The organism is Ureibacillus acetophenoni (assembly GCF_900220965.1).
In the GTDB taxonomy this organism is placed as follows: Bacteria; Bacillota; Bacilli; order Bacillales_A; family Planococcaceae; genus Ureibacillus; species Ureibacillus acetophenoni.
Genome location: NZ_OBQC01000003.1, coordinates 316,533 through 330,957, shown reverse-complemented (window position 1 = coordinate 330,957; position 14,425 = coordinate 316,533). Strand labels below are relative to the sequence as shown.

Below are 14,425 nucleotides of genomic sequence, written 5' to 3'. Positions count from 1 at the left end.
AGAGAGGATGAATCGTCGGATGAAAAAATTGAAAATTGGAATCACATGTTATCCAACTGTTGGTGGGTCAGGAGTGATCGCAACGGAGCTTGGTAAAATGCTTGCTGAACGGGGACATGAAATCCATTTTATTACATCAAGTGTACCATTTAGACTGAACAAAATATATCCGAACGTATTTTTCCACGAAGTTGAAGTAAATAGTTATTCTGTATTTCAATACCCACCATACGATATAGCGCTAGCTAGTAAAATGGCTGATGTTATTAAAGAAGTAAAGTTAGATGTAATTCATGTTCATTATGCTATTCCACATGCTATATGTGCAGTGTTAGCCAGAGAAATGTCGGGAGAAAAAGTTGGTATTGTCACAACTTTACATGGTACGGACATTTCAGTACTTGGTCAGGATTCTACACTTACAAAAGCAATAAAATACGGTATAGATAAGTCAGATATTGTTACAGCAGTCTCTAATTCTTTAAAAGAACAAACGTATGAATTAATTGAAACAACGAAAGAAATTGAAACGATTTATAATTTTGTGGATGATGCAGTATTTCGACCAATTGACGTTGGAAATTTAAAAGAGCAATTTGGAATTCGTGAAGACGAACGTGTTATTATTCATGCATCGAACTTCCGAAAAATAAAGAATTTACCAGATATCGTAAATTCCTTTGTGAAAATTAGAGAACAAATACCTGCCAAACTCCTTCTTGTAGGTGATGGACCTGAGAGACAGCGAGTAATGGAACTTGCTAAAGAAACGGAATTTAAACAGGATATTTTATTCCTAGGTAAACAGGAAAATGTAGAAGAATTATTTGCAATTAGTGATTTAATGCTTTTACTATCCGAAAAAGAATCATTTGGTTTAGTTTTACTTGAAGCGATGGCATGTGGAGTACCTGGAATCGGAACAAATACAGGTGGTATTCCAGAAGTGATTGAACATGGTGTAAACGGATACTTAATAGATATAGGGGATATTGACGCTTGCTCTCAATATGCACTTGAATTATTAACGGATGAAGAAAAACTAATTCGTTTTAGAGAAGCTGCAATTGATGCTTCAAAAGTGAAATTTAATTCACAAAAAATTATTGATCAATACGAGCAATTATACGAACGTTTGGCGGTACTAAGCGTATGATGCACACGAAAGATTGGGACGCTGCGATTCGTGTGATTGAAAAAATAGAAAATGCAGGCTACGAGGCAGTAATTGTCGGTGGCGCTGTAAGAGACTTCTTACTAGAAAAAGATGTAAATGATGTGGATGTTGCAACGAGCGCAATGCCAGAAGAGATAAAGAAAATATTCCACTCTACTGTAGATGTTGGAATTGCCCATGGTACTGTTCTAGTTTTGGATGAAGGTCAACCCATTGAAGTTACAACCTATCGAACTGAGGGTGTTTATGTCGATTTTAGACGACCTGAACAAGTAACATTCGTAAAAAGTTTAGAAAAAGATTTAGAACGACGAGATTTTACAATTAACGCAATGGCAATGACAAAAACTGGTGAATTAATTGATCTATTTGGTGGTAGAGAAGACATCAAAAATCAATTAATTCGAGCAGTTGGAGATCCAAATACAAGGTTTCGAGAAGATGCTCTTCGTATGCTTCGAGCAGTACGTTTTAGTGCTCAATTAGGATTTTCCATTGAACATAAAACATTAAATGCCATAATCCAAGATAGTGATCTTATTGAATTTATCGCAAAAGAACGGATTCATTCGGAACTTTCGAAGATGTGGACTTCAAATAAGGTATATGATGGGGTTAAAACATTAATTGAGAGCAATTTAGCTACTTATCTTGAAGGGGACTTTAAAAAGTATTTAGATGACTGGAGATATTTTACAACTTCAAGTTCGGAAGTTGGTTGGGCTTATTTAAGTTTATTAAATAGATTAAAATTAAGTGACATTATTAACTTTTACAAACTATCAAACAAAGAAAAGAATTTCATTCGTAATGTGCTAAATGCTTATCAGTCACTGTTAGATCGGTGGAATGAATTAGATTATTTTCAATATGATATAGTCACTTTAGAGGTAGCCTATGACTTTGCGATTTGGCAAAAAGTTAAAGTTCCATTTAAGAAGGAACATATTGCACTAGTAAAATCAACTCTACCAATACAATCTATGGCTCAATTAGCTATTAATGGCAACCACTTAAAGGAATGGACTGGTAAGAAAGGTGGTCCTTGGTTAAAAGTTGTTCTCGATGCCGCGTTACTTGCTGTACTAAAAAAACAAATAAAAAATGATGAAGATCATCTGAAGGAATGGTTTTTACATGAATTTAACGACGAAAGATGAATTGCTTAGTCGGTTTCTAAAAGCTGACAATGAACCACTATCTGGACAGCAACTCGCAGATGAGTTTGGAATTTCACGAACAGCAATTTGGAAACATCTACAAACTCTTCAGGATGAAGGATATACTTTTGAAACGATAAAGAAAAAAGGGTATCTCCTTACGTCAAAACCAGACCGAGTTGATCCTGCTAGAATTTCATCATATTTAACAACTACACGTTTAGGGCATCACGTTCATTATTATGATGAAGTCACTTCTACTCAAACTATTGCCCATGAATTAGTTAGAAATGGTGCAGAAGATGGGACAGTGGTCGTGGCAGAGACCCAAACTGCAGGTAAAGGTAGAATGGCAAGACCTTGGGAATCTACGAAGGGTAAAGGGATATGGATGACTATAATTATTCGTCCAAATATTTTACCTCACCAAGCGCCTCAATTTACGTTAATTGCTGCTGTTGCAGTTGTAAATGCTATCAGGTCGCTGTATGAATCGATTCAACCAGAAATTAAATGGCCTAATGACATCTTATTGAATGGGAAAAAGTGTACTGGTATTTTGACTGAAATGATTGCAGAAATGGATGGGGTTCAAGCTTTACTTATTGGAATTGGCATAAACGTTAACCAAGAATTAGAAGATTTTCCTGATGAACTAAAAAATATTGCAACCTCTTTATCAATTGAAGCGAATAATCAATTAGACAGAGCAGAGCTAATTGCAAAGATATTACACTATTTAGAAAAATATTCTGATATTTATTTAGATCATGGGTTTGAACCTATAAAAACATTATGGGAAGAATTTTCTGGAACAATCGGTAAAAAGATTAAGGCAACAACATTGCGAGAAGTTGTAGAAGGCACCGCTATTGGAATTACAGAAGATGGTGTCTTAGAAGTAAGAATAGATGATGGTGAAATTAAACGGATTTATTCTGCTGATATAGAAATTGAATAGCTAAATATGAATCTATAAATACTGTACGTTTTCTTCAAAAACTGTTATAGTAGCAATGGACAGTATCGATTAATTTTAAACTGTACCTGTAAGCAAACTACTATAAAAAAATCTGCCTTGATCTATTAATGACAAGGACGGAAGAAAACGACGCGTTATCAATTCATTTTTAAACAACGCAACCCTTCTGTCCAAAAAACAGAAGGGTTTCTTTATGTTTTCTTCTTACAAAGGGGAGGAACAGAATGAAAACGACGAGTGATTTTTTAAAAATGAAAGAAAAAAATGAAAAAATTGTTATGATTACTGCCTACGATTATCCAGCGGCAAAATTTTGTGAAGAGTCTTCTGTTGATATGATTTTAGTCGGTGATTCATTGGGGATGGTCGTTCTTGGTTATGATTCTACTGTTCTAGTAACGGTAGAAGATATGATCCATCATGCGAAAGCAGTTCGTCGAGGTGCAAAAGATACATTCATTGTTGTAGATATGCCATTTGGTTCTTATCATGGTGATCTAAACGAGACGTTAAAAATTGCTGTAAGAATGATGCAAGAAACCGGTGCTGATGCTTTAAAAGTTGAAGGCGCTGGCGAAGTAATTGAAGTCATTAAAAAGTTAACGAATGCTGGTATTCCGGTAGTAGCACATTTAGGTCTTACTCCACAATCAGTTGGAGTGCTTGGTGGTTATAAAGTGCAAGGTAAATCAGCAGAGCAAGCTGCAATGTTACTTGAAGATGCAAAGAAGTGTGAAGAAGCTGGTGCTTGTGCTGTTGTATTAGAATGTATTCCACATCAATTGACTGAAGTAGTTACTAACGAATTGGTTATTCCAACAATCGGTATAGGTGCTGGTCCAGAAGCTGACGGTCAAGTGTTAGTGTTCCATGATTTATTAAAATATGGTAGTCACCATATTCCGAAATTCGCTGAGAGCTTTGCTTTTGTGGGAGAAGAAATTTTACGTGGTGTAAACGGATACACAACTGCTGTACGTGATGGTTCATTCCCGACTCTTGCCCAAAGTTTTACTATGAAAGAAGAACAGCTAGCTCAAGTATATGGGGGCAAAAAATAATGGAAGTCGTTAAAACTATAGCAGAATTAAAAGAACGAGTTCAAAAAGCAAAAGTAGCAGGTAAAACGATAGGATTAGTACCAACGATGGGCTTTTTACATGAAGGTCATTTAACTTTAGCAAACACAGCTAGACAGGAAAATGATGTTGTGATGATGAGTATTTTTGTTAATCCAACACAATTCGGGCCAAATGAAGATTTTAAATCTTACCCTAGGGATTTAGAGCGTGACTGTAAACTTGCCAAATCTGTCGGAGTAGATGTTTTATTTGCACCAACAGTAGAAGAAATGTACCCGACTGATGGTGGAATATATATTCGTGCTGGAAGACAATCAAAAATTTTATGTGGAGCGTCAAGACAAGGTCATTTTGATGGTGTTCTTCAAGTCGTTTCTAAACTATTCCACTTATTTGAACCTGATCGAGCATACTTCGGACAAAAAGATGCTCAGCAAGTGGCTATTGTTCAAACAATGGTGAGAGATTACAACTTCCCACTTGAAATACGTACTGTTCCGATTGTAAGAGAAGAGGATGGCTTAGCTAAATCTTCAAGAAATGTTTATTTAACAGAACAGGAAAGAAAAGAAGCGCCAGCAATTTATGAATCACTTCAAATTGCGAAGGAAGAATTTCTAGCAAATAACGATGTTAGTAAGGCAATTGAACTTGCTACAAAACATATAGAGACAAAGACATCAGGTAAAATTGATTATTTAGAGTTTCTATCTTATCCAGATTTAAAACCAGTAGCTGATGAAACAAATCATTTTCTATTAGCAACAGCTGTATATATTGGAAAAACTAGATTAATTGATAATATTATTTTTCACACAAAGGGGTAATACAACATGTTTAGAATGATGATGAACAGCAAGATCCATCGCGCAACAGTAACACAAGCAGATTTAAATTATGTTGGTTCGATTACAATTGACCAAGATATTTTGGATGCTGTAGGTATGTTGCCAAATGAGAAAGTACATGTTGTGAATAATAACAATGGTGCACGTTTTGAAACATATATTATTGCTGGAGAACGAGGTAGCGGTGTAATCTGCGTAAATGGGGCAGCAGCTAGACTCGTTCAAAAAGGCGATATCGTTATTATTATTTCGTATGTATATGTTAACAATGAGGAAGCTGCTGACCACAAACCATCTGTAGCTATTATGGGAGAAAACAACACGATAAAAGAAATGATTAGTTATGAACCAGAAGCAACGGTACTATAATTAAATAAGTATAATGAGAGGATGAGCTTTAAGCCCATCCTCTTTTTTTCTTTTGAAAAAGTTTTCAACTTAACTGATTTCCACACTTTGGAAATCATAATGTAAAGGTGAGGTGATAAGTATTAAACGATTTGATTTAGCGGTTATTGGTGCGGGTGCCGGAGGTTATGTTGCAGCAATCCATGCAGCGAAAAGTGGACTGAAAGTAGCGTTAGTTGAAAAAGGAAAAGTTGGTGGAGCTTGTTTTAACTTAGGTTGTATTCCTTCGAAAATAATGATTGAACATAGTAAACTTGTCCAAAAAATAAACCAAGGTAAGGAATGGGGCATTAATGTTCCATCTATTGAACTAGACTTTGAGAAATTATCGCAAAGAAAAGACGGTATTATAGAAAAGTTATTAGAAAATATCCACAGATACATTAGCAATGCTTCAATCACTTATTTTACGGGTATAGCAAGTGTTACTGAGGATCATATTGTAAATGTTGATAATGAGCAATTTTATGCTAACAATATAATTCTCGCTACAGGCAGTAAACCATTTGTGCCACCATTTAAAGGGATTGAAACAGCTAAGTACCACACGACAGATACCATTTTTAATATTACTGAGCTACCAAAACAATTAACGATTATAGGTGGGGGAGTCATTGCTGTCGAATTGGCATTTAGTTTAGCGCCTCTAGGTACGAAAGTAACAATTTTAAACCATAGTAGAGATATTCTTCAGACTGAAGAACCTGATGCTCGTCCGATTGTGCGAAATAGATTACTAGATCTAGGTGTAGAACTAGTTTTAGATTTTGAGTTTAAAGAAATTCGTGAAAATGAAGTTGTTACTTCACGGGGGAATTATCAATATGAAAATTTACTTTTTGCTACTGGAAGAAGACCAAATATTAAAATTGCAGAAGAACTTAATCTAGAAATGAACGGTAAATTTATAAAAGTGAATGAGCATTTTGAAACAAGTATTCCAAATATATATGCAATTGGAGATATTATTGGCGGCTACCAATTAGCACATGTAGCAAGTGCTGAAGGAATACAGGCTGTAGAAGTCATTTTAGGTAATAACCCTATAGCGATCGATAATAGTACTATTCCAAGATGTGTTTATTCAACACCTGAAATTGCTACATTTGGTTTATTAGAAAACGAAGTGAACCCTAACGATTGTATAATTACAAAGTTACCTTTATCAAATAATCCAAAAGCATTAATGGAAGGGAATAAAGATGGTTTTATTAAATTTATTGCTTCAAAAGAAACCGATGAAATATTAGGTGCTTGCGTAGTAGGTGATGGGGCTACGGAAATTTTAAATTCCATGCTAGCAACAAAAGTCGCTGGTGGTAAAGCTACGGATTTAACAAAAATTATTTTCCCACATCCAACAAAAAGTGAGCAAATTGGCGATGCCGCAAAAGCAGTCTACTGGCGCGCTATCAATGCCTAATACCAAATGAATAAAATTGTGTGAGTACCAGGTACACACACAATTTCTGAACAATTCTAAATATTCACAATTGTTTGTGTACCTGGTACACAAACAACTTTAGCAGCTATCCGAAAAAACTTCTTGCAATTAGTTCTTAATCTAGTTATAATGATTGAAGGTGCCAAACCTAGTAAAGTTTTTACTTTACAACAATCGAATTCGCTAACGACACGGACTTGTCGGAATTTGGTTGCACAGCAGGGTGATGAGCCCCTGCTTTTTTTTATACATTTAAAACCTATTTACTTTGTAAAAAGTAAATAGGTTTTTCTTTGTTTTACTCTAAAAAAGGGTTATACATGACCTTACTACATACCATATGATAAAATTCCAATATATTTAACCTTGTGTAAACGTCTGGAAACTCCTATCTCCAATTACAAAGTAAATTAAATGCTATAAATAGGAGTAAACCGGGCTATAACACCCAATTAGTTCTACTATCAATCATTGAAAAGTAAAATTCCTCAATGATTGAAGTATCACTTTAGCGATTGAGAGTTGAAATAAAAATGGATAGTCAAAAATATGCAATTGTGGATTTAGAAACTACTGGTCATTCACCTATGAATGGTGACCGTATGATACAAATTGCAATTGTAATAATGAATGATTGGACAGTTGAAAAAAAGTTTACAACCTTCATTCATCCAGGAAAATCGATTCCGCTTTATATACAAGATCTAACAAATATTACAGATGATGACGTAAAAGATGCGCTACCATTCGAGGATCATGCACATACGATTTATGAACTATTACAAGATGCTACCTTCGTTGCTCATAACGCTGATTTTGATCTCTCTTTTTTACAAGCAGAATTTGAGCGTGCTGGCCTTCCGAAGTGGAGAGGGAATAAAATTGATACGGTTGAATTAGCGAAAATTTTATTCCCTATGTCGTTAAGCTATAAATTAGGGGATTTAGCCTACGATTTAAATATTCCTTTAAATAATGCCCATAGAGCAGATGATGATGCTCTTGCATGTGCGTTAGTTTTAAAGAAATGTTGGGAAGAACTATTAAACTTACCTCAACTTACTTTAGAGCAACTTCATAAGCATTCATTTCGTTTGAAATCGAATTTATCCCACCTATTCTTTAATGCATTACAAATAAAACGAACAACAGTAAATGAACCATCGAATATAGTGTATTTAAATAATTTAGCATTAAGGAATAAAAATTCTAAATTAAATTCTAAAGTCGACTTAAAAACAAATTACCCATCGAAAGATGAAGAAAAAGTATCATTATTTAAAAATGCACTTCCAAACTATGAACAACGACCTGAACAATTTAAAATGATGGATTTAATTTGGAATCAATTAAATCAAAAAAGTGAAATGGTTATAGAAGCATCGACAGGTATTGGAAAAACAATTGGCTATTTATTACCATCCATTATCTATGCTAAACAAACGAATAGTAAGGTTTGTATAAGCACATATACGTCTCACTTATTAGAACAATTATTAATGAATGAAATTCCTAAAATAGAAAAAATGCTTGGATCTAAAGTCCATACAGTTTTATTAAAAGGAATGCATCATTATATTGACATTCAGCGATTCATACAAATTACACAAATTAAAAGCCTTTCCTACGATGAAACTCTAACAATGCTACAAGTACTTGTTTGGCTGACAAAAACAGAATCTGGAGATATGGAAGAACTAAATGTATCTGGAGGCGGAAAACTATTCTTAAATAAAATTCGTAAAGGGCCAGATTCAATTAATAATCAAAACTCTTCTTTTGATTTTTATAATAATGCACTACTAGAAAGTGAAAATGCTGATATTGTTATTACAAACCATTCCATGCTCATCGCAGATTTAAATCGTAAAGTGCCAATTTTCCAAAATGTAAGTGGATATATCATAGACGAAGCACACCAATTCATCCAAGCTGCAGAAATACGGGATGAGGCTATATTAACTTATACGAATTGGAAATATACATTTGGACAAATTGGATTGTCTAATGACGATCAGTTATTCACAATGTTGAAACAACTTGCAAATAAGCATAAAAATGTTTCCCTGAGAGCTTTATATCAGTTAGAAACTGTATTTAATCAAATTGTTGAGTTGTTTGATCAATTGATGGAAAGAATAGTAAAAAACTTTAAGCATGCACCTAAAAATAAATTTGAAACAAAGCAAGTTGCATTTATAAAAAATCTATTAGATGAAAAAGATCCTATAGCGAAGGAATTACCTAATAAAATTCAACAGTGGGTCGATTTAGCTGAAAGGGTTATTTCGCAAATTGAAAATGATGTGGAACAATTAGAAGCACAGTACGTTTCTATAGTGGAGCAATGGAAGTATTGGATCAGAGAATACAAAATTAAAGCCCATGAATTGGATGAGATTTTTCTAAATCAGAGCGATCTTTTTTCAACTTGGGTAGAAATAGATCAACGCAATGTACCGGGAAGTATACGTATTTATAAAAAACCAATCGATGTAAAGGACACAGTCCATCGACTTTTCAATGATGTCCGAAATAATAGTTCTATTATTTGGACTTCAGGTACAATGACGGTACCAAATAATAAAAGATATATAGCTGACCAATTAGGGATCAGTAAGGAAACGGAAGTTCATTCTTTTATAGCAAAAGAAAATTATTACAGAGGAGCTAAAGGATTTATCGTTACGGATATGCCAGACATTCAAGGTGTTTCCCAAAACGAATATGTGGAATCTGTTGCACTAGCTGTAACAAGAACAGTCCGTGCTACTGATGGACGAAGCTTCGTCCTATTTACATCCCAAGAAATGTTGAAAAAAACAGTTGAACTAATTCAGGAAAGTGAACTTTTACAGGAATACATGTTATTCGCACAAGGAGTTACTCCTGGAAGTCGAATGAGATTACTGAAATCCTTCCAAAAGTTTAACCGTTCCGTTTTATTTGGAACAAATAGTTTTTGGGAAGGGGTAGACGTACCTGGTGATAGTCTTTCTGCGGTAATTATTGTGCGTCTTCCATTCACTGCACCTGAGGAGCCAACATTTAAAGCAAAATCATTGAAGCTTACTCAACAAGGTCGCAATGCTTTTAATGAATTATCCCTACCGGATGCAATCATCCGATTCAAACAAGGTTTTGGAAGACTAATCCGTACATCGACTGATAAAGGTGTATTTATCGTATTAGATCGACGCATTGAGACAAAATCTTATGGTAAAGAATTTATACAAGCATTACCACCAATTTCTATTCAAAAACTACCTCTACAAGATATGGTGTTAGAACTAGAACATTGGTATAATAGTTAAGATGAGGAAAGAAAGCAGGTTGACATAAATGGAGAAAAGAAAAAAAGATCAAATAAAGAACTGGGTAATTTTTATCGTACTCTTTATTTTATCTATGTCACTTGTCATTTCAATTCTAGTTATATCTCAAGCCATGGCTCCAATAAAGGATATAGAACAATCCGCAGAGGATTTAGCCATTTCATCTAAATCCCTTGCGGTTGTCACAGATTCCTATATTTATAATGGAAATAAACCGTACGTTACTGTTTTCGGGGAAGACGAAGATGGTAAGGAAAAAGCAGTATTTGTTCCGATAAGTTTAGAAGAAAATTCGATTCAGGAAATCTATCTGCAAGACGGTATTTCTAGAGAACAGGCTTTATCAGTAATTGATAACGAAGTAGATATAAAAAAGATCTTGCATACAAAATTAGGCTATGAAGAAGCAGGCGTTGTTTGGGAAATTACCTATACAAATAATGCGAACAAATTAAACTATGTCTATATTTTGTTTGAAGACGGACAGTGGTGGAAACGAATTTTGAACTTGTAGAGGAGTAGATTTACTTTATGAAAGAGTTACTTGCAAACCGTGTTAAATCCTTAACACCATCTTCAACTCTTGCAATTACAGCAAAAGCAAATGAACTAAAAGCGCAAGGCATTAATGTTATCGGTCTTGGAGCAGGGGAGCCTGATTTTAATACACCACAAAACATCCTTGATGCTGCAATTGATTCAATGAATAAGGGCTTTACAAAATATACCCCTTCTGGTGGTTTACCGGCGTTAAAAGACGCGATCATTGATAAATTAAAGCGTGATAATAACCTTTCATATAATCGAAATGAAGTGATAGTAGGAATCGGAGCAAAACATATTTTATACACTTTATTCCAAGTAATTCTCAATGAGGGAGATGAAGTTATTATCCCAATTCCTTATTGGGTTTCATATCCTGAACAAGTTAAATTAGCGGGTGGCGTTCCTGTATATGTTGAAAGTACTAAGGAGCAAAACTATAAAATTACTGCAGAACAATTACGTAACGCAGTAACTGATAAAACAAAAGCGGTGGTCATTAATTCACCAAGTAATCCGTCTGGTATGGTATATTCAAAGGAAGAGCTAGAAGAGATCGCTAAAGTTGCTGTAGAAAAAGATCTATTAATCGTATCTGATGAAATTTATGAAAAACTTTTATACAATGGAATAACACATTTCTCCATTGCAGAAATTTCTGAGGAGATTAAAGCTCGTACAATTGTTGTAAATGGAGTAGCTAAGTCTCACTCTATGACAGGATGGCGTATTGGTTATGCAGCTGGTGATGCAACTATTATTAAATCCATGACAGATTTAGCATCACATTCAACATCAAATCCAACTACGACTTCTCAGTATGCAACAATTGAAGCATATAACGGACCACAAGATTCGGTAGAAGAAATGAGAAAAGCATTTGAATCTCGTTTAGAAATAATTTATCCAAAATTAAATGCTATACCTGGTTTCCAAGTAATTAAACCACAAGGAGCATTCTATTTATTACCAGATGTAAGTGAAGCTGCTGAAAAAACAGGCTATAATTCTGTCGATGAATTTGCAACTGCATTATTAACAGAAGCAAACGTTGCAGTAATTCCAGGCTCTGGGTTTGGAGTTCCGAATGCTATCCGTTTAAGTTATGCAACTTCTTTAGAATTATTAGAAGAAGCAGTATCCCGTATAGAAAACTTTGTAAAATCAAAATGGCAAAACTAAAACTAATTGTTTTTTGGAGGCACTATGAATAAAATTACTATTTCTGAAATGCCAAATCATATTGGTGAAACAGTAAAACTAGGAGTTTGGTTAGCAAATAAACGTTCTAGTGGAAAAATCGCATTTTTACAACTTCGTGATGGATCAGGATTCGTACAAGGTGTACTTGTAAAAGAAGAAGTTGGTGAAGAATTATTCACAACAGCAAAAGGCTTAACGCAAGAATCATCAATGTATGTAACTGGTGTTGTAAAAGAAGACACTCGTTCTAGTTTTGGCTGTGAATTAGCTATTACTGGAATTGACGTTATTCAAATGGCACAAGATTACCCGATTACACCAAAAGAACACGGGGTAGAATTCTTGATGGACAACCGTCATCTTTGGTTACGTTCAAGAAAACAACATGCAATTATGAAAGTTCGAAATGAAGTAATTCGCGCGACTTACGAATTCTTTAATAATAATGGTTTTGTTAAAATAGATCCGCCAATTTTAACGGGTTCTTCACCAGAAGGAACATCAGAACTATTCCATACAAAATATTTTGATGAAGATGCATTCCTATCTCAATCAGGACAGTTACATTTGGAAGCTGCTGCTATGGCATTAGGAAAAGTATTTTCTTTCGGTCCAACATTCCGTGCTGAAAAATCAAAAACTCGCCGTCATTTAATTGAGTTCTGGATGATGGAGCCTGAAATGGCTTTTGTTGAACATGAAGAAAGTTTAGAAGTACAAGAACAATATGTTTCGTTTATTGTTCAATCGGTAGTAAAAAATTGCAAAATTGAACTAGAAAGACTAGGAAGAGATGTATCTAAACTAGAAAAAGTTCAGGCACCATTCCCACGTATTACGTACGATGATGCAATTAAATTCTTACACGAAAACGGATTTACAGATATTGAATGGGGCGATGATTTCGGAGCACCTCATGAAACTGCCATTGCGCAAAAGTATGATAAACCAGTATTTATCGTAAACTATCCAGTTGGAATTAAACCGTTCTATATGCAACCACATCCAGATCGCGATGATGTAGTGTTATGCGCGGATTTAATTGCCCCGGAAGGGTATGGAGAAATTATAGGTGGATCTGAACGTATTTGGGATTATGATTTATTAAAACAAAGAATAAAAGAGCATAACTTAGATGAAAAAGCATATGCTTGGTATTTAGAGCTTCGTAAGCAAGGATCTGTACCTCATTCTGGATTTGGTATAGGAATTGAACGTACTGTTGCGTGGATTAGTGGAGCAGAACACGTTCGTGAATGTATTCCATTCCCAAGATTATTAAACAGACTTTATCCATAAATAACAGTTTTTAAGAGAAGCGTCCGTCAAAAGCGGACGTTTTCTTTGGCGGATAGGATATTATAAGTTTATAGGTAATCCGCATAAGAAAAGACATCACCTCGACCTATTTTGGGTCGAGGTGTGCTTTTCTAAGCTGATGGTAAAATCCGTTTCTAATTACATAGTAAATTAGTAATGTATATCACTTTAATATGGAAAGGGGAATCATTATGCATGAAAAAAATCATAGACTTCGTATTTGGACAGGGCAAGAAACTGTTCTAATCCCTCATTTATTTTTTAAGCATTATAAAGAATTAAATATTACAGATGATGAAGCAATCATCCTACTACATTTAATTGCTTTTCATGCAGAAAATAATGACTTTCCAACTCCAAACGATTTAGAACTACGATTGCATAAAACAAATAACGAAATTGCAATTCAATTACAGCGATTACTACAAAAAGGGTTTCTTGAAATTTCACAAGGTGTAAACAATAGTGGGAAAATCTTTGAAAAATATTCGATTTACCCATTATGGGAAAGAATACTAGACCTACTTGAATCTAAAGAAAATGTGGAAGAAAAAAATACGAAGAAAAATGAAGAAGGGGAACTGTTTACCATCTTCGAACAAGAATTCGGTAGACTTCTTTCACCAATGGAGTTAGAAACCATTTCCATGTGGTTAGATGTAGATAAACATACACCAGAATTGATTAAAGCAGCATTGAAGGAATCGGTTCTTGCAGGTAAAGTAAGTTTAAGATATATCGATCGAATTTTATTTGAATGGAAGAAAAAGAATATTACTTCTATAAAACAAGTGGAACAACATACACAACAGTTCCATTCAAAAACAACATTTGTCCCACCAACAACTAAAACAAACCAAGCAAACCAAGCGCCAAAAGTTTCGTTTTACAATTGGTTGGATGAAAGAGAATAGGGGGAAACG

12 protein-coding genes are annotated in these 14,425 nt (G+C 34.5%); all 12 read left to right on the top strand.

Going from position 1 to position 14,425, the window contains the following annotated elements:
* Nucleotides 1-19 precede the first annotated feature (19 nt).
* Nucleotides 20-1,156, top strand: a complete 1,137-nt coding sequence (gene bshA, locus CRO45_RS06980; protein ID WP_097148931.1) for an N-acetyl-alpha-D-glucosaminyl L-malate synthase BshA — start codon at nt 20-22, stop codon at nt 1,154-1,156.
* Nucleotides 1,153-2,337, top strand: a complete 1,185-nt coding sequence (locus tag CRO45_RS06975; protein ID WP_097148930.1) for a CCA tRNA nucleotidyltransferase — start codon at nt 1,153-1,155, stop codon at nt 2,335-2,337. The genes bshA and CRO45_RS06975 overlap by 4 nt, the downstream gene beginning before the upstream one ends.
* A complete protein-coding gene (locus CRO45_RS06970; protein WP_097148929.1) occupies nt 2,315-3,298 on the top strand; it encodes a biotin--[acetyl-CoA-carboxylase] ligase in 984 nt (327 codons plus the stop codon). Before CRO45_RS06975 ends, CRO45_RS06970 begins: the two co-directional genes overlap by 23 nt.
* 245 nt (nt 3,299-3,543) lie before the next feature.
* Nucleotides 3,544-4,380: a 3-methyl-2-oxobutanoate hydroxymethyltransferase gene (gene panB / locus CRO45_RS06965; protein WP_097148928.1), complete on the top strand. Its 837-nt coding sequence runs from the start codon at nt 3,544-3,546 to the stop codon at nt 4,378-4,380.
* A complete protein-coding gene (panC, locus tag CRO45_RS06960; protein ID WP_097148927.1) occupies nt 4,380-5,228 on the top strand; it encodes a pantoate--beta-alanine ligase in 849 nt (282 codons plus the stop codon). Before panB ends, panC begins: the two co-directional genes overlap by 1 nt.
* 6 nt (nt 5,229-5,234) lie before the next feature.
* Nucleotides 5,235-5,618, top strand: coding sequence for an aspartate 1-decarboxylase (gene panD / locus CRO45_RS06955; protein ID WP_097148926.1), 384 nt, complete (start codon nt 5,235-5,237; stop codon nt 5,616-5,618).
* Between the two features lie 112 nt (nt 5,619-5,730).
* Entirely contained in the window at nt 5,731-7,080 is a 1,350-nt protein-coding gene (gene lpdA / locus CRO45_RS06950) for a dihydrolipoyl dehydrogenase (RefSeq protein ID WP_235864540.1), read from the top strand.
* Nucleotides 7,081-7,634: 554 nt separating this feature from the next.
* Nucleotides 7,635-10,415, top strand: coding sequence for an ATP-dependent DNA helicase DinG (gene dinG, locus CRO45_RS06945; protein ID WP_097148925.1), 2,781 nt, complete (start codon nt 7,635-7,637; stop codon nt 10,413-10,415).
* A 28-nt stretch (nt 10,416-10,443) separates the two neighbouring features.
* Nucleotides 10,444-10,950: a cell wall elongation regulator TseB-like domain-containing protein gene (locus tag CRO45_RS06940; RefSeq protein WP_235864539.1), complete on the top strand. Its 507-nt coding sequence runs from the start codon at nt 10,444-10,446 to the stop codon at nt 10,948-10,950.
* A gap of 17 nt (nt 10,951-10,967) precedes the next feature.
* The gene (locus CRO45_RS06935) at nt 10,968-12,161 is read left to right on the top strand and encodes a pyridoxal phosphate-dependent aminotransferase (RefSeq protein ID WP_097148924.1); all 1,194 of its coding nucleotides are present in this window, start codon (nt 10,968-10,970) and stop codon (nt 12,159-12,161) included.
* A gap of 24 nt (nt 12,162-12,185) precedes the next feature.
* Entirely contained in the window at nt 12,186-13,481 is a 1,296-nt protein-coding gene (gene asnS / locus CRO45_RS06930; protein WP_097148923.1) for an asparagine--tRNA ligase, read from the top strand.
* A 212-nt stretch (nt 13,482-13,693) separates the two neighbouring features.
* Nucleotides 13,694-14,416: a DnaD domain-containing protein gene (locus CRO45_RS06925; protein WP_097148922.1), complete on the top strand. Its 723-nt coding sequence runs from the start codon at nt 13,694-13,696 to the stop codon at nt 14,414-14,416.
* Nucleotides 14,417-14,425 lie beyond the last annotated feature (9 nt).